This is a genomic window from Actinomyces sp. Z5, from assembly GCF_003287795.1.
Classification (GTDB): domain Bacteria; phylum Actinomycetota; class Actinomycetes; order Actinomycetales; family Actinomycetaceae; genus Actinomyces; species Actinomyces glycerinitolerans.
The window spans coordinates 94,755-116,437 of record NZ_QMIN01000109.1 but is presented as its reverse complement, the minus strand read 5'-3'; the positions used below and the strand labels follow the sequence as shown (position 1 = coordinate 116,437).

20 protein-coding genes are annotated in these 21,683 nt (G+C 68.6%); 9 read left to right on the top strand and 11 right to left on the bottom strand.

Translation table 11 applies throughout. The annotated features are described in order from the left end of the window. The first annotated feature begins 7 nt into the window (after positions 1-7). Positions 8-4,684 carry an FtsK/SpoIIIE domain-containing protein gene (locus DRB06_RS14675; protein ID WP_111820348.1) on the top strand — a complete coding sequence of 1,559 codons (4,677 nt, stop codon included), beginning with the start codon at positions 8-10 and terminating at the stop codon, positions 4,682-4,684. Positions 4,685-4,702: 18 nt separating this feature from the next. On the opposite strand, the gene DRB06_RS14670 is transcribed toward DRB06_RS14675, so the two are convergent. The 6 genes from DRB06_RS14670 to DRB06_RS16290 all read right to left on the bottom strand — a co-directional run bounded on the left by DRB06_RS14670 (position 4,703) and on the right by DRB06_RS16290 (position 10,402). After that, positions 4,703-5,437 carry a hypothetical protein gene (locus tag DRB06_RS14670; RefSeq protein ID WP_146750912.1) on the bottom strand — a complete coding sequence of 245 codons (735 nt, stop codon included), beginning with the start codon at positions 5,435-5,437 and terminating at the stop codon, positions 4,703-4,705. Next, entirely contained in the window at positions 5,434-7,221 is a 1,788-nt protein-coding gene (locus tag DRB06_RS14665) for a hypothetical protein (RefSeq protein ID WP_111820346.1), read from the bottom strand. Before DRB06_RS14665 ends, DRB06_RS14670 begins: the two co-directional genes overlap by 4 nt. Before the next feature lie 179 nt (positions 7,222-7,400). Next, the gene (locus tag DRB06_RS14660; RefSeq protein ID WP_146750911.1) at positions 7,401-8,081 is read right to left on the bottom strand and encodes a hypothetical protein; all 681 of its coding nucleotides are present in this window, start codon (positions 8,079-8,081) and stop codon (positions 7,401-7,403) included. A gap of 50 nt (positions 8,082-8,131) precedes the next feature. After that, entirely contained in the window at positions 8,132-8,842 is a 711-nt protein-coding gene (locus tag DRB06_RS14655) for a hypothetical protein (RefSeq protein ID WP_111820344.1), read from the bottom strand. Between the two features lie 11 nt (positions 8,843-8,853). Beyond that, a complete protein-coding gene (locus DRB06_RS14650; protein WP_111820343.1) occupies positions 8,854-10,164 on the bottom strand; it encodes a hypothetical protein in 1,311 nt (436 codons plus the stop codon). Between the two features lie 61 nt (positions 10,165-10,225). Beyond that, the gene (locus tag DRB06_RS16290) at positions 10,226-10,402 is read right to left on the bottom strand and encodes a hypothetical protein (RefSeq protein WP_159097655.1); all 177 of its coding nucleotides are present in this window, start codon (positions 10,400-10,402) and stop codon (positions 10,226-10,228) included. A 200-nt stretch (positions 10,403-10,602) separates the two neighbouring features. Between DRB06_RS16290 and DRB06_RS14645 the strand changes: the two genes are divergently transcribed. Continuing rightward, positions 10,603-11,289, top strand: a complete 687-nt coding sequence (locus tag DRB06_RS14645; RefSeq protein WP_111820342.1) for a hypothetical protein — start codon at positions 10,603-10,605, stop codon at positions 11,287-11,289. Positions 11,290-11,380: 91 nt separating this feature from the next. Here DRB06_RS14645 and DRB06_RS16285 read toward each other — a convergent pair whose 3' ends face one another. Further along, positions 11,381-11,590 carry a hypothetical protein gene (locus tag DRB06_RS16285; RefSeq protein WP_181575284.1) on the bottom strand — a complete coding sequence of 70 codons (210 nt, stop codon included), beginning with the start codon at positions 11,588-11,590 and terminating at the stop codon, positions 11,381-11,383. Between the two features lie 34 nt (positions 11,591-11,624). Between DRB06_RS16285 and DRB06_RS14640 the strand changes: the two genes are divergently transcribed. Beyond that, on the top strand, positions 11,625-12,308 hold the full coding sequence (locus DRB06_RS14640) for a hypothetical protein (RefSeq protein WP_181575283.1): 684 nt from the start codon (positions 11,625-11,627) through the stop codon (positions 12,306-12,308). Positions 12,309-12,351: 43 nt separating this feature from the next. Here the strand turns inward: DRB06_RS14640 and DRB06_RS14635 are convergent, their stop codons facing one another. Then, positions 12,352-14,895: a DNA topoisomerase (ATP-hydrolyzing) subunit A gene (locus tag DRB06_RS14635; RefSeq protein WP_111820340.1), complete on the bottom strand. Its 2,544-nt coding sequence runs from the start codon at positions 14,893-14,895 to the stop codon at positions 12,352-12,354. Positions 14,896-14,976: 81 nt separating this feature from the next. On the opposite strand from DRB06_RS14635, the gene DRB06_RS14630 reads away from it, so the two are divergent. Both DRB06_RS14630 and DRB06_RS14625 read left to right on the top strand, forming a co-directional pair. Beyond that, positions 14,977-15,579 carry a DUF5998 family protein gene (locus DRB06_RS14630; protein WP_073332615.1) on the top strand — a complete coding sequence of 201 codons (603 nt, stop codon included), beginning with the start codon at positions 14,977-14,979 and terminating at the stop codon, positions 15,577-15,579. Further along, a complete protein-coding gene (locus tag DRB06_RS14625) occupies positions 15,576-16,814 on the top strand; it encodes an alkaline phosphatase family protein (protein WP_111820339.1) in 1,239 nt (412 codons plus the stop codon). The genes DRB06_RS14630 and DRB06_RS14625 overlap by 4 nt, the downstream gene beginning before the upstream one ends. Before the next feature lie 51 nt (positions 16,815-16,865). Here the strand turns inward: DRB06_RS14625 and sepH are convergent, their stop codons facing one another. Further along, positions 16,866-17,918: a septation protein SepH gene (gene sepH, locus DRB06_RS14620; protein ID WP_073332610.1), complete on the bottom strand. Its 1,053-nt coding sequence runs from the start codon at positions 17,916-17,918 to the stop codon at positions 16,866-16,868. Between the two features lie 308 nt (positions 17,919-18,226). Here sepH and DRB06_RS14615 point away from each other — a divergent pair, with 308 nt between their 5' ends. Genes DRB06_RS14615 through DRB06_RS14600 form a run of 4 tightly spaced genes read left to right on the top strand, consistent with a single transcriptional unit; the run spans position 18,227 to position 20,309 of the window. After that, positions 18,227-18,532, top strand: a complete 306-nt coding sequence (locus DRB06_RS14615) for a DUF4193 domain-containing protein (RefSeq protein ID WP_073332607.1) — start codon at positions 18,227-18,229, stop codon at positions 18,530-18,532. A gap of 12 nt (positions 18,533-18,544) precedes the next feature. Further along, positions 18,545-19,243, top strand: a complete 699-nt coding sequence (locus DRB06_RS14610) for a DUF3710 domain-containing protein (protein WP_073332604.1) — start codon at positions 18,545-18,547, stop codon at positions 19,241-19,243. Beyond that, positions 19,240-19,629, top strand: a complete 390-nt coding sequence (locus DRB06_RS14605; RefSeq protein ID WP_210580714.1) for an OB-fold nucleic acid binding domain-containing protein — start codon at positions 19,240-19,242, stop codon at positions 19,627-19,629. The genes DRB06_RS14610 and DRB06_RS14605 overlap by 4 nt, the downstream gene beginning before the upstream one ends. Further along, complete coding sequence (locus DRB06_RS14600; protein WP_111820338.1) at positions 19,626-20,309, top strand: DUF3159 domain-containing protein; 684 nt, start codon at positions 19,626-19,628, stop codon at positions 20,307-20,309. The genes DRB06_RS14605 and DRB06_RS14600 overlap by 4 nt, the downstream gene beginning before the upstream one ends. Here the strand turns inward: DRB06_RS14600 and DRB06_RS14595 are convergent. Continuing rightward, positions 20,275-21,000: a TrkA family potassium uptake protein gene (locus DRB06_RS14595; RefSeq protein ID WP_083565900.1), complete on the bottom strand. Its 726-nt coding sequence runs from the start codon at positions 20,998-21,000 to the stop codon at positions 20,275-20,277. The genes DRB06_RS14600 and DRB06_RS14595 overlap by 35 nt on opposite strands. A 2-nt stretch (positions 21,001-21,002) precedes the next feature. Next, entirely contained in the window at positions 21,003-21,668 is a 666-nt protein-coding gene (locus tag DRB06_RS14590; RefSeq protein ID WP_073332599.1) for a TrkA family potassium uptake protein, read from the bottom strand. Between the last annotated feature and the right edge of the window lie 15 nt (positions 21,669-21,683).

The following is a 21,683-nucleotide window of genomic DNA, read 5'->3' as shown; positions in this document are numbered from 1 at the left end:
AGTAATCATGCGCGTACTGCTCAGTGTCCACCCCACCGCCGCCGACGGGCGACAGCCCCGCGACCTGATCGTCACCGCCCAACCGGAATCAACGGTCAGGGAGCTTGCCGACGCGCTCGATCACGCGCTGGTCGGCACGCCCGGCGGAGAGCTTCCGGAGCAGCCGCTCAAACTCGTGGTTGCGCGTCAGGACGATGTGCGCGAGCCACGCCGTCCGTCCCCCTCCCTGTGGACCGGCTCCACCCGATTGGACCCGGGGGCCAGGCTGGGGGAGGGGGCCGTGCACGACGGCATGGTGCTCGGCCTGGGCGGTCCCGCCAACCTGCCCGATGACGACGAGCCCGACGGCGTCGTCGAACTGCGGGTCGTCTCCGGCCCGGGCGCGGGCGCGGTGCACCGTCTTGGGCTGGGGCGCTACACGATCGGGGGTGCCGATGCCGACGTCCGCCTGGAGGAGCAGGAGGCCGGTGCCCTGGTTGACCTTGTCGTATTCTCCGGCGGCCGCGCCGTGCTCAGCCCGCGGGACGAGGCTGTTGACCGGCTCATGGAACCCGCCCCACTGCGGAAGCACGCCTTGCCGGGGCCGCTGGTCCTGGGACTGAAACGGGAGCCTGTCCTCGAGCGCCGGCGCGGAAGGCGGAGAAGCCGGAAGAAGGACGAGACCGACGCGGAGACCGTCAATACTCTGGAGGAACAGCAGCCCGACGCCCCCCGCAGCTTCCTGGAACTGGATCGCCGTGCGCTGCAACCCGACACCGTCTGGGAGGACGGAGCGGTGCTGTCCGTCGGGCACAGCCAGCTGGTCATCGGCCCGGTGCCAACCGCGGACGCGGTAGCCACTCCAACTCCGGGCGAGCCCACCATCGACTTCAACCGGCCCCCGCGCCTGGCCCGCCCCACGCGGGAACGGGTATTCACCCTGCCGCGTGAGCCCCAGCAGCCCCGCAAACCGCCATTTCCGTTCGCGCTGCTCCTGTCGCCACTGGTGATGGGCGGCGGCCTGTACCTGATGACCCACCGGACGACGACGCTGTTGTTCGTGCTGCTGTCCCCGCTCATGATGCTGGCCAACCGCATGCAGGGCCGCTCCAGCCGCAAGCGCGTCTACCGTGACGAAGTGCGGCGCTACCGCCAGCAGAAGGCCGCGACCGAGTCCGCCGCCCACCGGGCCCTACTGGAGGAACGCGGCCTGCGCCGCCTTGACTCTCCGGACCCGGCGGAGGTCCTGCTGCGAGCCACCGGCCCCCGTTCGGGGCTGTGGGAGCGCCGCCCCAGCGACCCGGACTGGCTGGACCTGCGCCTGGGCACCGCGGACGTGCCCAGCGAGGTTGTCCTTCAGGACCCCATCCGCGCCTCATACGAGGAGCCGCTGCGCTGGACCGTCCCAGACGTCCCGGTGACGCTTGGACTCGGGCGGCTCGGCGCCGTAGGCGTTGCCGGAGAGAAGCGGCACCGGGTGGCCGCATGGCTGGTGGCCCAGGCATCCGTGCTGCACTCCCCGGCCGAGCTGGACCTGGTCATCCTGACCGACCCGGGACGGCAGGATCCGGGCCGGTCCGAGTGGGACTGGGCGCGTTGGCTGCCGCACCTGCGCACCCCGGAGGGTGTCGGGGCCAGGGCGCGCGTAGGACTCGACGAGGAGACCGTCACCCGACGCATCAACGAACTGCTTGAGACCATTGAGTCCGGCCCGGCGGAAGGGATCAGTGGACGCCCCGGCCGCATCCTGGTGGTGCTGGACGGGGCGCGGGCACTGCGCCTGGCTCCCGGCATGGTGCGCATTCTGCGCGAGGGCCCCCAGCACGGCATTCACCTGCTGTGCCTGGATACGGATCGGACAGCCCTACCGGAGGAATGCCGCGCCGTGGTCGCCACCGGGCCGGGCCCGGTGACTCTCGCAGAGACCGACCGCGATGAGATTGAGCAGGTCAACTTGGATCTCGTGCCCGCAGGGTGGTGTGAGCGGGTGGCCCGGGCCTTGGCCCCGATCCGTGATGTGTCCGCGGCCGCCGCGGAAGGCTCGATCCCCACCAGCTCCAGATTCTTGGACGTGGTCGGCATGCCCGAACCCAACGGCCAGAGTGTGCTGGAGGCATGGCAGCGGGTGGGGCGTACCACCCGAGCCATCATCGGAGAAGATGCGGAGGGATTGTTCGCCGTGGACATCCGCGCCGACGGGCCGCACGCACTGGTGGCCGGCACCACCGGCTCGGGTAAGTCCGAGCTGCTGCAAACCCTGATCGCCTCCCTGTGCGTAGGCAACTCGCCCGATGACATGACCTTCGTACTGATCGATTACAAGGGCGGTGCTGCCTTCAAGGACTGCTCCCGGCTGCCGCACACCGTGGGCATGGTCACCGACCTCGATGGGCACCTTACGGCCCGGGCACTGGAATCGCTCGGTGCCGAATTACGCCGGCGCGAACTGCAGCTGGCACGCGCCGACGCCAAGGACATAGAAGACTATGTGGCGGCCATGAAGCCCGGGGACGAGCCCATGCCACGGCTCATGATCATCATCGATGAGTTCGCCGCGCTCGTGGCGGAGCTGCCCGACTTCGTCACCGGTCTGGTGGATATCGCGCGCCGGGGACGCTCCCTGGGTGTGCACCTGGTCCTGGCCACGCAGCGGCCCGCCGGCGTGGTCTCCGCCGAGATCAAGTCCAACACCAACCTGCGCATCGCCCTGCGCGTGACCGACGAGGCCGATTCCGACGACGTCATCGAATCGGCGGCCTCCGCGCAGATCCCGCCGTCCATCCCCGGACGCGCATATGCCCGGCTGGGGCACGCCAGCCTACGGCAGTTCCAGGCCGCACGGGTAGGTGGGCGCCCCCGCGGCGCCCTGCCGCAGGCGGCGCTGCGCACCAGCGCCCTGACTTTGGCGGAGATGTCCCGTCCCGAGGCGGCCGCGCCCCAGCTGGAGGAGGACGTCTCGATCCCCACCGATCTGGCCACGCTCGTAGACGCCATGAACCGGGCCCACGAGGAAACCGGGCGGCCCACCCCGCACAGCCCGTGGCTGGCCCCTCTGCCCGAGAACGTGACCCTCGACCAGTTGGAGGAACGACAGGACGCCGAGACCTCGGGTGCGGATGCCACGCAGACGAGTGATGACGAGACGGCCACTCCAGAAGCCGAGGCCGAGCTGAGGGCGCGGGGCTTGCTGCCCCCGCTGATCCTCGGACTGGAAGACATCCCCTCCGAGCAGGCTCAGCGGGTGATGAGCTGGGACTACACGCGGGCCGGGCACCTCGGCGTAGCGGGGGCGGCGCGATCCGGTCGTTCGTCGCTGCTGCGTGCACTCGCCGTAGCGGCCGCGCGCACCGCCTCGCCCGAAGACCTGCACATGTACGGCATCGACGCCGGTACCGGAGCGCTGTTGCCGCTGGTCTCCCTGCCACACACCGGCGCAGTGGTCACCCGCGACCAGCCCGAACGGTTGCGTCGGCTCACCGACCTCCTGAGTAAGGAGGTCAGCCGCCGCCAGCAGGCGCTCGCCGTCGCCGGATTTGCTTCGATCACCGAGCAACGAGCCGCGGTCACGCCCTCGGAGCGCATGCCCTACCTGTTGCTGCTACTGGATCGCTGGGACGGCTTCAAGGCGGCCTTCGAACAGGTTGACAACGGGCTGCTCCTGGATCGGATGGAGACGCTGCTGCGGGAGGGGCCCGCCGCCGGGCTGCGCGTCGTCATCTCCGGCGACCGCGGCACCTTCAGGGGGCGCATGGGCATGATGCTCGAGGATCGGATCGTGCTGCGCATGCCCGCCGCGGAGGACTTCGAACTAGTCGGCATGCGCAGCCGTGACGTGCCCCAGTCCATGCCTCCTGGACGCGCCTTCCGCAGCGGGACTAGCGTGCGGGAGGTACAACTCGCGTTGCTCGACGCCGACGCAGCCGGTACTGCTCAGGTTGCCGCGGTGCACCGGGAGGGCGAGGAGGCCAAGCAGCGCTGGGGGAAGATTCCGGCGGCCCGTCGGCCCGCGCGCGTGGACGAGTTGCCGCTGGCTATTACGACCGCCGATGCGCTGGCGCTGGGGCCGCGGCCGACTCCGGGCGAATTCGCGCTCGCGGTGGGCGGCGACACGCTGTCCATGCTTCCGCTACGCATGGACGAGGTCGGCAACGGCGTGCTGGTGACGGGGCCGCGGCGCTCGGGCAAGTCGACGGCCCTGTGCTTCGGGCTTCGAACCGCGCTGGACGGCGGCGCCCCGGTGATCCTCGTACTCGCCCGCCGGTCGCCGGTGAGCGAATTCCGAAACCACCCCCGGGTCGTTGGAGTGCTGGACAGTTCGGCCAAGGCCGACGACCTGCGGAAGCTATTGCAGGTCCACGGCACGCAGACCCTCGTCGTGGTGGATGACTACGACGTGCTGGGCAATGATCATGCCCTGGTGAAAGTGTTTGAGGAGCACGTCAAGGCATGCCGTGACCAGAGCGGTGGCGTGCTGGTGGCCAGTGGCGTGGACGAGCTGACAGGCATGTACCGGGGCCTGATGACTCTGATTAAGCGGAACCGGACCGGGCTCATCCTGGCTCCGCGCTCTTCGCAGGACGGCGAGGTCTTGTCCGCCCGCCTGCCCCGTTCCGTGGGGCAACCCGTTCCGTTGGGGCGCGGCATCCTGGTCAGATCGGGCACTTGGGCCTGGGCACAAGTGCCCAGCGGCGGCAGCGCGGGCTAGGCCCTGGGCCGCCTGATGCTAAGGGGTGTTGGTGGGGTGTGGGGTGGTGTGGGGGCCGAGGTCGGTGGTGATGGCGGTGGGGTCGAGGGTGGCGTCGGCGCGTTGGAGGGCGGCGTCCAGTAGGTCTAGGGGCGCGGGTGCGCCGGGTTGGTTGGTGTTGGATACGGTGGTCAGGACGATGATGCCGGGCTCTTGGCCGTTGTTGGTGGTGACGGCGGCGTAGATGCGCTCAATATGGTGCTGGGCGCCATCCTCACCGGTGGTGGTGATGGTGAAACCTGCCAGGGTGTCCGGCAGGCCCTCAGTGGCGTGGAAGGCACCGGTCTCGGATTCGGGTGGACCCACGGACCAGAACTGGGTCTCCTCTTTGGTGCCATCGCAAGCGGCAATGTCCTCGGCTATGCTCGCGAAGCTTCCGTTGGGCCTTGTAGTGGTCAGGGCGAGGGCGAGAGTCTCATACACCGTGGCGTCGCCCACTTCATACTCGACGGTGACCGCGTGATCGGGGTCAGACAGTAGAACGAGACCGTGAACACTGGGCTCGATGCCCCCGCAGAGTACTTCCACACGTTTTCCGGGGTAGGCGGCCTGGCTGGTTGCTCCGGGGACGTCTGCGAGCGTCAGAGCTGTGGCGGGGATGGGCTCCGGCGTGGCGGTCGCCTCCTGACCGGCGCCACCGTGACCGCAACCAGCAAGGAGGAAGGACGCCAGGACCAGCGGCAAGAACGATCGAAGACTACGCGCGCGTCTCATGGGTAGCGTTCCTGGAATTGCTGATCAAAACTGTTCTTCACTTCGCCGACGGCATCACCCATGCATCCCGGGGTGTCGGCCAGCATCTCTAGTTCGGTGTTCGCTCTCTTTTTCTCCTCGTCGCTCAAATGTTCGTATTCTTGCGGTGTAATTAGTCGGTAGGTGCCGTCAGGATCTTGGACGGTGGCAGTGGAATAACTGTCGAGAGTGTGGCCTGAGTCGGGGTCTTGGTAGCCGTTGAGGCCCGCGGCGTCGGCGGCCCAGAGCATGCGGCGCATGTAGGAGGAGTAGGCTGCATTTCTGATGGCTCGCCGTTTCTCGTCGGTATTGTCGTCACCGTTCCGCCAGAGGCTGGTGTCGTCCTTCAGCAGGTCAATCAGCGTGCTTGAGTCACACACGGCTGCATCGTCAAAGGCGTCGGAGACACATTGTTGGGCGAGCTCGGCGAGCTCGGAGGCGGGCTTGTTAGCCAAATCAGTCCACGCCTGAGCGAACCGGTAGTCCGGATTTGCCGCTCCCCGGATACCTCCCGTACCGATGGCATTTGTAGTACCGCCTTCAACCTCGGCCCAATAGTCGGCAAAGATCGTCAGGTCTTCTTCGTCGCTGCCTGGCGGTAGTGAGTTGAGCTCCGCGTTGTTGACAGCGGTGCGCAGGTGGATCATAGCTCGGCCGTCGCGGCCGATAACCCCTAGAATCACGTCTAGGCTCATGCGGTTGAACCAGGGGCTGTTCGGGATCTTTTGGCCGGTTGCTGTGGTGAGGGTGTAGGTGCCGGGGTATTCCCAACCCCCGGTGGCGTAAGAGACGATCAGGGAATCCATGTAGGCCTCAAGGATGTGTTCGAGGGACTGTGCACCTTCAACACCGCGCTTGCCGTGCTTGACGCGCTTGACGCCGAAGTCCTTCCGGCGCGCCATGGCTTCGATGCCGAATGCGGCAACGTTCGCGCACGCCTGACGATCGATCGTCATGAAGTCGGTTGTGGTTGAGGCGGAGTCCAGGGCTGCGGCGATGCCGGACAGGTCGCCGTCGTAGACGTGCTCACCGACCCAGTACTCAACGCGGCCATCGTCGCCGGTGAAGAACTTGTAGGAGGCGCGGCCGTGGGCACCCAGGTCATGCATGATGATCGTGGGGATGTCGTGGGCCCAATCCTCGTCGGCCTCCTCGACCATGCCCGGAAGGAAGCGTGGTCGGCCGTTCCACGCCCAATCGTGTGGGTACCCCGCTGCTGCCGCCTGCCGTTGGATTCGGTCCATCTTGTCGGCTGCGCCGAGGATGAGCTCGTCGTTGGCTCCACTGGCGTCGTAGAGGAGATATGCCAGGGACTCGTTGCGGTTGCCGAGCTGGTAGTAGAGGGAGGCGGGGTCCGGGTACGCCGCCGCCTCGACCAGGTCGGCGCCGAACCGCCGGGCATAGCCCAGTTCCCACTTCTTCGACGCGGCTCCCAGGGATCGTTTCAACTGGCCCAATGTCTTCCGGGCCAATTCGCTCTCGGCGTCACTGGCCCGGTGGGTCAGGCCCACATGATCACCCACCGCCTCGGTCAGTGCCAGCGTCCCATCGGCACCCAGACCACTGAACATGGCAGCGAGGGCATCGGAGTCGTCGCACGAGGTTTCCAGAAAACTGCTCAGCTTGCCCAGGGTGAGCTCGTCGGCATCTTCCTGTCGGAGGACTGCGGTGGTGAAGCCATCCAGTGGAATCGCATCCACGGAGGTGGTTGGCTTGTCATGGCAGGCGGCCAGCGAAGCCGCGACCGGCAAGGCGGCGAGCGACATACGGAGAAATATGCGTCGAGAGTGGTGGCTCGGTGTGTCGGTGGAACCGGTCACGACAACCTTTCATCTATCACTGGCAGCTGTTTGGCGTCCACAACACTGGCGTGCCGTCCCGGCGGGACTGGATGCCGGCACCCGTTACCATATCGTGCCTCAATGCTCCTGCGCTGTCTTCGCCGCTAAGGGGTGTTGGTGGGTTGGGGTGTGGTGTGGGGGCCGAGGTCGGTGGTGATGGCGGTGGGGTCCAGGGTCGCATCGGCGCGTTGGAGGGCGGCGTCGAGCAGGTCCAGGGGCGCTGGTGTTGCGGGTTGGTCGGTGTTGGACACGGTGGTCAGCACGATGATGCCGGGGTACTCGCCGTTGTTGGTGGTGACGGCGGCGTAGATGCGCTCAATATGATGCTGGGCGCCATCCTCACCGGTCGTGGTGATGGTGAAGCCCGCCAGGGTGTCCGGCAGACCCGCAGTGGCGTGAAAGACGCCCTCTCCGGACTGTATTATGTCTTCGGGCCAGTACTGGGTGGTGAGTTCAGTGCCGTCGCAAGCGGCAATATCCTTGGCAATACCGGCGAAACGCCCGTTGGGCCATATAGTGTTCAGGCCGAGGGTGAGTGTCTCATAAACCGTGGCATCGCCCACTTCGTACCCGATGGTGACTGGGTGGTCCGGCTCTAACGACAGAGCAATACTCCGAATGCCCTCTTCGATACCTCTGCAGAGCACTTCCATGCGTATTCCGTGGTAGGCGGCCTGTGTGGTTGCTCCGGGGATGTCCGCGAGTGTCAGGGCGGTGGCGGGGATTGGCTCCGGGGTGGCGGTCGCCTCCTGATCGGTGCCACCGTGACCGCATGCAGCTAACATGCCTGTCGCTAGCGCCAGAATCAAGAGTGATCGAAAGCTATGTGTGTGGCTCATGAGTAGCGTTCCTGGAACTGCTGATCGAAGTGGGTCTTGACGTTGGCGCTAGCGGTTCCCATTCCATCTGCGCTCTTCGCTAGGCTTTCCAGCTGGGTGTCCGCAGTTGCCTTGTCTTCGTCGCTCAGACGTTCGTATTCTTGCGGGGTGATGAGTCTGTAGGTGCCGTCCGGCTCTTGAACGCTGGTGATGCTGTCACTGTTCAGCTCTTGGCCGGAATTGGGATCTTGGTATCCGTTTAGGCCAGCGGTATCAGCCGCCCAAAGTAGCCTGCGCATGTAGGAGCGGTAAGCCTCGTCAGCAATGACTTCCTGCCTGTCAGTTTCTGCGTCCGCATTGCTCGCCCAAGTGTTGCTTGCCTCTTGCTGGAGGTGGTTGATCAGGGCGTCCGAGGCCCAGCCAGCACCCTTGGTGGTTCCCGGTGGGGCGAAGGTTTTGATCAGGCCTGCTAGCTCGGAGGCGGGCTTGCCTGCCAGATCGATCCAGGCCTGCGCATACTCATCGTTTGATTTCTCCGCGTCAATGGCGCCGGTACCAATGGCATTGGCTATGCCGCCCTCGGTGGCGCCCCAGTCATTTGCAATTACAGTAAGCTGGTCACGGGTGGTTCCTTGGGGCACTGATTTGAGTTCGGCGCTGTTGACGGCGGTGCGCAGGTCGATGAGGGCCTGTCCGTCGCGACCGACGACTCCGAGTACCGCATCCAATGTCTCCTCGCTCAGGGACTGTCGGCGATTGTTTGGCCGGCTGCTGTGGTGAGGTCGTAGGTCAGATCGCTTCCTCCGGGTCTGCTAAGTGAGTCCGCATAAGTGTCGACCAGGGAGTCCATGTAGGTCTCAAGGATGTGCTCAAGTGACTGGGCTCCCTCGACTCCCCGTTGGCTGCGTTCGACGCCGAAGTCGTCCCGGCCCGCGAGGGCCTCAAGGCCGCGCGCGGCAATGCTGGCCGTTTCCTGCTTGTGGGCTCTCATAAGGTACGGGGAGGTCGAGGCGGAGTCCAGGGCGGCAGCGATACCGGACAGATCACCGCTGTCATAGGCGTACTGGCCCGCCCAGTAGTCGACCCGACCATCGTCGCCGGAGAAGAACTCGTAGGAAGCGTAGGGGTGGCCTCCCAGGTCGTGCATGATGATCGAGGGAATGTCCAGGGCCCAGGCCTCGTCCGCCTCGTTGATCATTGCTGGGAGGAAGCGTGACGGCGTACCCCAGTTCCATGGGCTCGGCATGCCGCGTTCGTCGGCCTCGTGCTGTAGCTCATCCATCTTCTCCGCCGTACCCAGGATGAACTTATTGCCTGCGGTGGTGTCGTACAGGAGGTAGGTTAGGGACTCATTGCGGTTCTCGAGCCGGTAGTAAGAGGAGTCAGGATCCGGGTACGCTGCTGCCTCCACCAGGTCGGCACCGAACTGCTGGGCGTAGTCCGGCTCCCACTGCTTGGTAGCGATCTCGAGTCCCTCCTTGAGCTGCGCGAGTGTCTTCTGGGCCATCTCGCTCTCGGAGTCGCTGGCGCCGTAGGCCAGGCCCACATGGTTACCCACCGCCTCGGTCAGCGCCAGCGTCCCATCGGGACCCAGACTGCTGAACAGGGCAGCATTAACGTTCTGGTTGCCGCCCCACGTGTCCAGATACTTGCTCAGGGTCTCCAGGCGCGGATCGCCCTTCTCATAGTCGGAGGTAGCGATGTCGGTGCCGAGAGACGCGATCGCCTCGCCAAGAGCGGTCTCCATCTCCTCCAGGGTGTCCGGGTCCTCGCCATCGACCTCGTAGCTCACCTCCCCGGACTCGGGCAGGTTGCCCTCACTGTCGGAGTTGATCAGCACAATCCAGTCGACCTTCGCCGACAGGAAGGTCGACTCGTCTTGCAGGCTTTCCACGTAACCAGGAACCTCCGCCAGGGACGACGTCGACAGGTACAGTCTGCGTCCCTCCGACGCGCTGGTGTCATACAAGTCCTCCACACTGTCCGCAAGACCGGACAGAGAGGTGGCCGCGGAACGCAGATCCTCAATATTGACCTTGACCAACGTCATGACCGCACATCCTCCTCAAACAGGGCCAGGAAATATCCACCATTGCGTGGCAGACGGAGCCTCACTCCCAGGCCGCTGCCACGTCTTGACACACCTTCGTACAGACATGACCGAAGCCGTTAGGCGGAGTAAGGGAGAAGGCAATCGCCGCATTGAGATCCGAGGAGTGGTCCCCGATGGCGTCCCGGTAGAGGTTCTTCTGAAGATCCCCATCGGTGCTGTCAGCGTCGCCGCACATGCATGGCCTCCCAGCAGGGTTCGAGGAACAAAGCTGCCGTTACTGTACCGTGTCGTTACGCAGGATGGGTGTGCGCCAGCTCACGCAACCGTCTTGTTTGAGGTTCTATCGGGTCTGGTAGCGCACTCCGATGGCTGCTATGGTCAAATTGTGATTTTCCCGTGCGCGATGTTCCTGGGAGGTTCCTGATGAGGTTTGGTGTGCGTAAGCGGGCCGGCGCGGTAGTGGGGGCCGTGCTGCTGGCGGGGGCGTCCCTGATGGCATGCTCGTCCGGCTCCGACGAGGGCGGCCTGGACATCCCGACTTTTGATCCGGAGGCGATGGCCTCGGAGGATGCGGCTGCGTCGGCGGCGGCAGCGGAGGCATCCGCCTCGGCCGAAGCGTCTGCTTCCGCGGCCGGTGTGGTGAGCGCGGAGTCGCTGACCGATGCGGAACTGGGCTATTACGTGGTGTCGATCCCGGAGGATCTCGACGAGGCGCAGGCGCAGGTGCTGGCGGACTACGTGGCCTACGACAAGGCCACCTGGCGGGTCTGGTTCACCGGGGAGGGCATTGACGACGTCGCCCTGGTCGCCACCGGGGACTTGTTGGATCGGATCTATGAGAACTACTCGAACCTGAACGGCGAGCACTCCAACCCCCCGGTCAGCGTCGGAATCAGCGAGGTGACCGTCACCGACGACGGCACACTCGCAAACATCACCACGTGTGTAGATCGTACAGAGATGACGGATGTGGACGCTGACGGCAACGACATCACCGACCCCGCCACGCAGAATCGGGTGGAGTACTCCACACAAATGGCTCCTGGTTCAGAGGGCGAATGGCTCGCTTATGAGGAGACGGCGTTGTCCTGGGATGAGTGCACTACGGGGGAGGACCGGTGAATAAGGATACCGGACTCAGAGCCCTGCTGGTCATGTTGATGGTGTTGTCGGCCGCTCTCCCAGCTTCGGCCGCGTATGCGGTCGGTGAGCGTCACAGCGAGTCTGGTCCCGCGGTGTCGGTTGGTGGTACGCAGTCGTCCGATGGCGGGGCTTCGCTGGAGGCGTCGGTGACGGTGACGTACACGATGGCCAGCGGTGGGGCGGTGGATGTTCCAACCACCACGACTTCGCAGGTGACGTCGGTGGCGCCGTCTTGCGGATACAAGCCTGGCCGTACGGGCGCGGAAGCGGCCGAGTTCATTGGCGGATTCGGCGATGAGAAGGCGAACAGGGCGGTGGCCGCCATGTACCCGGGCTGGGAGGACTATGTAGACGACACCACGGGGCGCTGGTGGACGCGCTACTGCGACGAGTCGGCCTTTGCGGATCAAGACGCTTACGTTGAGGCGGCACGGGAGTTCAACGCAGAGCACCCGTGGCACGTGTGGGTGGCCGAGGGCGAGGACCCTCCGGACTCTGAGGTAGATCCGGCCGCGTTGGCGTCTGCGGTGTGGACGAGCGTGAGCGCGGACATTCCGTCTCCTAGCATTGACCGGAATCCTACGATCGGTGAGTCCCAAGCGACTGTTGTCGGTTTTGATACCTGGGTGTGGGCTACGGCGGATACACCTACGCGGGTGGAGATTGTTGCCGCGGTGGGCTCGACCAGCGTGACGGTTATTGCTACATCGTCGGGGCTGGATCTTTCGGCGCAGGACGCCGAGGCCGATTGCACGGGCTTCGGGATTCCGTGGACTCCTGCTAACGATGCTAAGGGCACCGACTGCGTTATCGTATTCGACCGTTCCAGCGCTCATCTGGGCGGCACTACCCCGATGAATGTCGATGTCCAGTACAGCGCGTCGTGGAAGTCGACTACGGATCGTTCGGGTTACCTGGGTGCCCTGACCACTACCAGCACTGTTGAGATCCCAGTCGCTGAGATCCAGGCCCTGAACACCAACACCCGCCAGCCCTAGGTCGTGCATCGCCCCGGCACGGGGCGGGAGGTCGAGATGCCGCTCAGCCGATCCCGGCGATGGGCGCCGACAGTGGCGTGCCGGAGGCGTCCCGACGCTCGTCGGGGTCCGGCAGGTCGACCGGCTGGCCGCCACTGCCCACGGCGCGCGCCGGACCGACCCCCACCCAGGCGAGTACCAGCTGATCCTCGCCGCGCAGGAAACGCTGCGCGCGCACGCCCCCGGTCGCCCGGCCCTTGGCCGGGTAACGGTCCAGGGGAGTGACCTTCACGGAGCCGGAACCGGTCCCAGGCAGCGCTCCCGCGCCGTCCGCGACTGTGACCACCACGGCCTCGGCCAGCAGGTCGACGGGCACGGATGCTCCGGCGACGACGCGAGCACCCTCGTGCAGGGCCACCCCCGCCATGCCGCCGGCACCGCGCCCCTGCGGGCGCACCTTGGCCGCCTCGAAGCGCAGCAGGCGGGCATCGGAAGTCACCAGCACCAGCATGTCGGAGTCCGCGGCCGCCCCGGCGAAGACCACCCGGTCGCCGTCGGCCAGTGCGATCACCTCCCAGGCATCGCTGTGCTTGGGTTCGCTCCCCGGCTTCACCCGCTTAACCACGCCGCCGGCGGTGGCCAGCACAATCGGGGTGCCAGACGTATCTCCGGGGGAGCCGACGGGCACCAGGCCCACGATCCGCTCGTCCGGCTCGACATCCGCCAGCAGCCGCGCGGGCTGCCCGCCGGCCAGAGACGGCGCCCCCTCCAGGCGCGGCACCTCCGGGGTGGACAACACCTCCATGCGCACCAGCCGACCCGTATCGGTGATCGCACCGACGTGCCCGCGCGCCGTCGTCGCCACCTGGGAGACGAGGGCGTCATGGCGCTGCCGCCCGCCCGAGCGCGGCACCGGCTCCGCCCCACCCACACGGGCCACCAGCCCGGTGGCAGACAGCAGCACCCGACACGGGTCATCCGGCACCGTCAACGGCACCTCCCCGGCCCCTGCCATCAGGCTGACCGCGGCGGCCTGTCGCATCGCCTGCGAGGCGCCGCCACCGGCACCACCGGGCGCGCCCACGCCGCCGTTCAGCGCCCCCGCGCCCGTGCCCGCAGCCTCCAGCAGCACGGTGCGCCGCGGCGTGCCGAACTCCTCCGCCACCGCCGCCAGCTCGCGGGACACGGTGTCACGCAGCAGCGACTCGTCGTTCAAAATCGCCTCCAGCTCGGCGATCTCGGCCGCCAGCTCGTCGCGCTCCTTCTCCAGCTCGATCACGGAGAACTTGGTCAGGCGCCGCAGCTGCAGCTCCAGGATGTAGTTGGCCTGCGGCTCGGACAGGTCGAACACCTGCATCAGTCGCCGGCGGGCCGTGGCCGCGTCCTCGCTGGAGCGGATCACCTGAATGACCTCGTCGATGTCGACGATCGCGATCAGCAGGCCCTCCACCAGGTGCTGGCGCTCGCGTCGCTTGCCCAGGCGGAACCGGGTGCGCCGCTCCACCACCGTCAAACGGTGGCGGACGAATACGTCCAGCAGCTCCCGCAGGCCGAGCGTGCGCGGCTGGCCGTCCACCAGGCACACGTTGTTGATGCCGAAGGAGTCCTCCAGCGGCGTGTGCCGGTACAGCTGCGCCAGCACCGCCTCGGGGTTGTAGCCGTTCTTGACCCCGATCACCAGCCGGGTGCCGTGCTTGCGGTCGGTCAGGTCCGCGACATCGGTGATGCCCTGCAGCTTCTTGGAGGACACCGTCTCCTTGATGCGGGCGATCACCTTCTCCGGCCCCACCAGGTAGGGCAGCTCGGTGATCACAATGCCCTTCTTGCGGGCGGTGATGTTCTCAATGCGGGCCGTGGCGCGGGTGGAGAACTTGCCGCGGCCGGTGCGGTAGGCCTCCCGGATCCCGTCCAGGCCCACGATCATGCCGCCGGCCGGAAGATCCGGCCCCGGCACGAAGGCCATCAGCTCCTCCAGGGTGGCGTCCGGATGCGCCAGCAGGTGCCTGGCCGCCGCCACCACCTCGGTGAGGTTGTGCGGCGGCATATTGGTGGCCATGCCCACCGCGATGCCGGAGGCGCCGTTGACCAGCAGGTTCGGGAAGGCCGCCGGCAGCACCTCCGGCTCGGTGAGGGTGTAGTCGTAGTTGGGGGCGAAATCGACCGTGTCCTCGTCGATGTCCGCCGTGAGCGACAGGGCGGGTGCGGCCAGCCGCGCCTCCGTATAGCGGGGCGCGGCGGGGCCGTCGTCCAGGGAGCCGAAGTTGCCGTGCCCGTCCACCAGCGGCAGTCGCATGGTGAAGGGCTGCGCCAGCCGCACCAGCGCCTCATAAATGGCCACGTCCCCGTGCGGGTGCAGCCGCCCCATGACGTCGCCGACCACGCGGGAGGACTTCACGTGCGGCCGGTCCGGGCGCAGTCCCATCCGGTCCATCTGGAACAGGATGCGCCGCTGTACCGGCTTGAGCCCGTCCCGGGCATCCGGCAGGGCGCGCGCGTAGATGACGGAGTAGGCGTACTCCAGGAAGGAGGTGCGCATCTCCGTGGGCAGGTCCTGCTCGACGATGAGATGGTCGGTGGGCGGGGGCGTCGGCGGGGCGGACTTCGGCATAGTCGCATTGTGGCCCGCCGCGGCTTCGCCAAGGGGGCAACGACACCCGGGTGCGGCGGCAACAATGGCATGATCTGCCCCATGACGTGGACTGCACAGGCTCGCCCCGGGGATGAGGCCCCCACCCCGATGTCGTTGGTCGACGAAGTCACCCGCGCCGGCTACTACCCAGAACTCGTGCTCGGCACCCTGAACACGGCCGTCGCGGGAGAGGAGATCCTCGCGGACCTGGTGCAGGCCGAGACCGTGTTCGACGACGCCGTCCACCGGCACCTGACCGTTCTGGCCCTGACCTCCACCCGCCTGGTTATCGTCCATGTGGACGACGCCCCCCGCGAGGACGGCCTGCCCGGGGCCCTGGCCACCAGCGAGGCCGTGCCCGTTTCCCGCATCAACTCCGTGGGCCTGACTCGCGGCGTGTCCGAGCCGGCCAACGGCGGGGGCCGGCTCACGGAAATGACCCTCGCCCTGGCCTGGGGCTCGGTGCGCCGCATCGACCTGGAGCCCGCCGCCTGCGGTGACCCCGAATGCCAGGCCGACCACGGCCTGACCGGCGTGTCCGTCCCCGACGACATCGTGGTGCGTGTGGCCGCCGGCGTCGAGGGCGACGAGGCCCTGGCCCGCGCCGAACACTTCGCCCGGGTCCTGTCCGCCGCCACCGCCCGGGCGGCGGCACACGCATGAGCACTCCACAGCTGCGCCAGGTACTGGCCGCTGCCGCCGTCGGCGCCGGGCTGACGCTGCAGGCGGGACCACCGGGGGCGATCACCGCCGCCGAGGCCCTGTCCGCCGCCACCGATTGGGGATTGGCCAATCCAGACGCCGACACCCGCGCAGGGGTCGTCGTCGTCCTCGTCGACGGACTCGGCTGGCGGCAGCTCCAGGAGCGTCGCGGACACGCCCCCACCCTGCGTGCCTGGCTGGGCGACGCCGATTCCACCCCCGGTGGGGGCGTCGCCCGCACCTGTGCCCCCTCGACCACGGCCGCCGCACTGACCACTTTGGGCACCGGCGCGCTGCCCGGGGTCACCGGCATGGTCGGCTACAGCGTGCTCAACCCGCGCGTGGGCCGCGACCTGCCCGGTGACACCACCCCGGACGCCGCCCAGAACCTGTGCCTGATCACCTGGGAGGGCACCGCCCCCGACCCGCGCCGCTGGCAGGACGTGCCCACCGTGTTCGAGCGCCTCGCCGCCGGCCCGCGCGCCGCCGGGCCCACCTCGCTCGCCGTCACCATCGGCCCGGCTCGTTTCGCCGGGTCGGGGCTGACCGAGGCGGCCCTGCGCGGCCCGGCGCACCTGGGCGCCGACCGCATGGAGGACCGGCCCGCGCTCGCCGCCGGCGCCCTGGAGCGCGGCGTGCCCCTGGTGTACCTGTACGTGGGCGAACTCGATCATGCCGGCCACCGCCACGGCTGGCGCTCACAACAGTGGCTGCGTCAGCTCGAACGACTGGACGTCACCATGGCGGAGTTGCTGCGACGCGTGCCCACGGGCACCCGCGTGCTGCTGACCGCGGATCACGGCATGGTGGACACCGACGCCGCGCACCGCCTCGACCTGACCGCGCACCCCGCCCTGGCTCGTGACGTGGTCGCGGTCGCCGGGGAGCCGCGCTTCACTCAGCTGTACGTGCCGCACTCCGACCCGGAGGCGGCCGCGGCGGTCGCCGACCGCTGGCGCAGCGTGCTGGGGGAGCGGGCCGCGTGGGTGGGTACTCGCCGGGAGGCCGCCGGCCTGCTGGGCCCGGTGGGGGAGCGCGCCGAAAGCGTCCTGGGGGACGTGCTGGTGGCCATGGCCGACAACTGGGTGGTGGTCGACCCGCGCGTCCACTCCGAGAGCGCAATCGCCATGCCGGGCGTGCACGGCTCCCTTACGGACACCGAAATGACGGTGCCGCTCCTGCTGGCTCGGGCCTGAAGTCTGGAGGCCCGGGGCGGGCACGCGCCCCTGTTGGGGGAGTGCGGACGGTTACTCCGGTTTGGCGCCGAAGACGATCTCATCCCAGGAGGGCACCGACCGGCGGGAACGCCGCTTGGGCTTGGGCGCGGGCGCCGCCGGCATCTCCGGGAGGGCGTCCTGAGTGGCGGCAGCGTCACCGGAGGCGTCACTGGACTCCGCCTGCTTCGGAGTGGGGGCCGTGGGGGCGGCGTGCAGTCGGCTGCCCGCCGGATGGTTGCCGGTGTGGGCGCGGCGCCGCTCCGACATGGAGACCACCTGCGCCTGCCCCTGGGCGGGAGTGTCCGGTGCCGGGCTCTCTGATTGCGCCGCGGTGGTGTCATCCTCCTCGGGGGCCTGCGTCTCGATTCGGCGGCCACGGTTGGAGGCCAGGTCCGCCAGCAGCGCCTCGGTGGAGTCTGCCGGCGGCTCCGGGGCCGCGGCCGGGGTACGCGCCGACGCCGGGGAGGCCGCGCCCGGTGCGGCGGAGTCCTGGTCGAAGACGGCCGGTCGGCGTCCGGTTCCGGCCTCCGTCAGCCAACGGGCCTCGTCGTCCAGGGCCGACACGGAGCGGGCCGTCAGGTCCAGCTCCCAGCGCGCCCGCTTCGCCTGCGCGCCCTGCACGAAGGTAAGGATGATCTGCCATGGCTCGCGTCCCTCGCGCAGCGCATCCCACTCCAGGCTGTCCGGTTCGACGCCGCGCGTGGCCAGCCGGTCCACGGCCAGCTCGCCCAGCACGGGGGAGTCCTTCTCCCAGCCGATGCGGCAGGCCTGCGCCTGCTGCACCGCCCACAGGCGTTCGGCGATGACCGGCCCCTCGAAGCGGCGCACGTGCTCGACGTCCAGTCCGGTGGCGGAGGCGACCTCCTCCGCACTCGCGCCGGCGCGCATGAGTGCCTGCAGCTCCCGGGGGCGGACGGTCTGGCCGGGGGAGGGCGGAGGCGGAGTGGGGGCCGTGGCCGCGGGGCGCGCGCGTCTGACCGCGGCCCGCAGTGCGTCGTCGACGACGATGCTGTAGCGCTCACCGCGTGCGTCGGTCATGACGATGGTGTCGCCGTTGGCGCCCAGCAGCTCGAGTTCGATCATTTACGTGGGCCTCCTTACAGTCCCCCGCGGCCCGAGGCGGGCGGGCCGCACAGGGCTCAGCGTGCCATCTAAGCCGCCCCGTGTCCGGGAGGCGGGGCCGCGTGGCATCCACCAGCCGCCGCCTGTTCGCCCACAGCCGCTGCTGCTGGCCCGATCAGCCGGTTCCCGCCGCCGCCGCCTGGTGCTATGGTGCGCGTGCCCTGGCTCCCTGGGGCGGCGCACGTTCATTGAGCGGGAGCCGTTCCCGGCAGCCCGACGCTGCCCGGGAGCCCTAGGCAGAGCCGTCCACAACAGAAAGTGACGAGGCTATGGCAACCGACTACGACGCCCCGCGCAAGAACGACGACGAGCCCGAAGCGGACTCCATCGAGGAGCTCACGGCTCGTCAGAAGGACCAGTCCTCGGAGGCGATTGAGGAGGACGAGAACGAAGTCGCCGAGGGCTTTGAACTTCCCGGAGCCGACCTGTCCCGGGAGGAATTGAGCGTGCATGTCGTCCCCCAGCTGGAGGACGAGTTCACCTGCTCGGAGTGCTTCCTGGTGCACCACCGCAGTTCGCTCGCCTACGTCGATGACAAGACCGGCCTGCCCGTGTGCACGGACTGCGCCGGCTGATAGGAGGTACTGATGGGCCTGTTCTCCCGCCGTCACCACGACGCCGGAGGCGAGGCAGCCGCCCAGGAGGAGTCCGTTCCGGAGGAGCCGGTGGAGGCCGGCACCGGACCTTGGGATGTCGACGCCGTTCCCGCCGACTCCGCCCCCGCCGGCCGCATCGACCTGGGCGCCCTGCGCGTGCCCGCCGTCGACGGCATGCAGATCCGGATGGAGCGCGCCGGTAGGGATGCGGACGCATCCGCCGCGGTCCTCATCCTGGGCGGCTCGACCCTGGAGCTGCGCGCCTTCGCCGCCCCCCGCACCGCCGGCATCTGGGAGGAGCTGCGCGCCGACATCACCGCCGAACTGTCCCGCGCGAAGGCCACCTATGAGGTGGTCGACGGCGAGTGGGGCACCGAGATCCTCGCCCAGGTGCCCGTGCGCACCCCCGAGGGGCGGGCCGCCACCGTCGCCGCCCGCTTCATTGGCGTGGACGGGCCGCGCTGGTTCCTGCGCGGCGTCCTCCAGGGGCCCGCAGCCACCGACGCCGACGCCGCCCGCCCCCTGCGCGAGGTATTCGCCAACACCGTCGTGGTGCGGGACGGCGCCGCCCGGCCTCCACGCGAGATCCTGCCCCTGCACGCCCCCGGCGTCACGAAGGCGCCGGAAGCCGAGGATCTACCGGGCCTGGATCCGCTGCAGCCCGGCCCGACCATTGCGGAGGTCCGGTGAGTCGACCCGCCCGCTCGCTCAGAAGCCGTCTGACCGACCGGGTGCGCTCCCTACGCGCCAGCCGCGAGGACTTGGCCGCCGCCGACGAGCAGGACTCCGCCTCCCGGCGCGGCACGACTCTCATCAGGGACCTGACGCCCCGTCGGCGTGCCTGCGTGTCCGGCGTGCTGCGCGCCGTCACCTACCGGCCCGCCTCCGCCAAGCCCGTGCTGGTGGGCCGGCTGTTCGACGGCACCGGTTCGGTGGATCTGATCTGGATCGGTCGACGCGCCATCGCCGGTATCGCTCCGGGCACCCACCTGCGCGCCGAGGGCATGGTGGTGGCCGGCCACAGCCGCCCCAGCATCTACAACCCCGTGTACGAGCTCCTCGGGCAGGACGCATGAGCGAGCGGCCCGACACCGACCCGGCCACCCGCAGCGGGCTCGGCGCCCTGGACACCGACCGCTTCGACGCCGCCGCCGCGGTCGGCGGCTGGCGCGGCATCCTGGAATCCGCCGCCCCCACCCTGGTGTTCGTCTGCGTACTCGCCGCGCGCCCCCACGCCCTCGCGCCGGCCCTGCTAGCCTCCCTGGCGGTCAGCGCCGTCGCCCTGGTGGCCCGGCTGTGCGCCCGCCAGAGGCTCACCCAGGTGCTCGGCGGTGCCGCCCTGGCCGTCATCAGCGCCCTGTGGGCGTGGCGCTCGGGCAGCGCCACGAACTTCTACGCCACCGGACTGGTCATCAACGCCTGCTGGCTGGCGGTCACCGGCGGCTCGCTGCTGGTGCGCCGCCCCCTGGTCGGGCTGCTGCTGGACGCCTGGCACGCCGCCGCCGGCGAGTCCCGGCCCGCCGCCGCCGACGCGCGCCGCCGCTACGCGGTCGGCACCGGCATCCTGGCGGCCATGTTCGCCCTGCGCCTGGCGGTGGAACTGCCCCTATACCTGGCCGGTGAGGCGGCCGTGGGCGCCCTCGGCGTGGCCCGGCTCCTGCTCGGCCTGCCCCTGTTCGCCCTGACCCTGTGGTTCGTCTGGCTGATCGTCAACCCGACGCTCAGGCCAGTTCCGCAGCCCCACCCTCAGCGTTGACGTCGGGCTCGGCCACCGGCTCGTCGATGGTGGTGAAGATGGCCGGCACCTCGCTCAGCGCCGCCTCACCCGCCCGGGCGGTGAGGAACAGCAGCTCGTCGCCCCGCTCGAAGCGGTCGTCGCGTCCCGGCCGGATCGGCCGGTAATCGCGCAGGATCGCCGCCAGCACCGTGTGCGGCGGCAGCTCAACGTCGCTGACCAGCTCGCCGATGACGGGGGAGTCGTCCGGCAGCGTCAACTCGTGCATGATGGCGCCGGACTGGTGGAAGGTGAACACCGGCACCAACGAGCCGACGCTGACCGCCTCCTCCACCAGGGCCGTCATAATGCGCGGGGTGGAGACCGCCACGTCCACACCCCAGGTGTCATCGAACAGCCACTCGTTCTTCGGGTTGTTCACCCTTGCGACCGTGCGCGGCACCCCGTACTCGGTCTTGGCCAGCAGGGAGACCACCAGGTTGACCTTGTCATCCCCGGTGGCGGAGACGACGACGTCGCAATCGCCGGCGCCCGCGTCGGCCAGAGAACCCGGGTCACAGGCGTCCGCCAGCTGCCAGTCCGCCTCCGGCACGGAGGCGATGCGCATGGCGTCGGGGGCACGGTCCATCAAGGTGACGTGGTGGCCGTGGCTGATCAGTTCGCGGGCGATCGAGCGGCCCACCGAGCCGGCTCCGGCAATTAGAATCTTCACGCTCAAACCTCCTGGGCGGGCGGACGGGACAGGGCGCGCTGCATGGCCGGCAGCTGCTGGGTGGTGGCCGCCAGGTGCAGGCGATCGTGCTCCTGGATGATGGTTCCCGCCTGTGGGATGACGACCCCGGAGCCGCGGGAGATCCAGGCCACCCGCACCTCGAGCCGCTCCTCCAGGGAGCCGACCGTGGTGCCCACCCAGGCGGGGGAGATGTCGGGCTGGACCAGCCCGGCGGCGCCGGACGGGTCCATGAACTCCCGCGCCGTCCCGCCGGGAAGCACGTGTCGCATCATGTGCTCGGCCGTCTGCCGCACCGTTGCCACGGTGGGAATGCCTAGCCGCTCGTACACGTCGGCGCGAGTGGGGTCATAGATGCGGGCGACCACATGCTCGACGCCGAACAGCTCGCGGGCCACGCGGGCGGCGATGATATTGGAGTTGTCCCCATTGGATACGGCGGCGAAGGCGTAGGCCTCGTCGATGCCCGCCTGCTCCAACGCGTCCCGGTCGAAGCCGATGCCCTTGACCTTACGACCATTGAAGTCGGCCGGCAGCCGCCTGAAGGCGTCGGAGTTCCGGTCGATGATGGCCACCGAATGTCCCATGCGGTCCAGTTGCGAGGCCATGGAGGCCCCCACCCGGCCGCAGCCCATGATGACGAAGTGCACGAGGGGAACGGTACT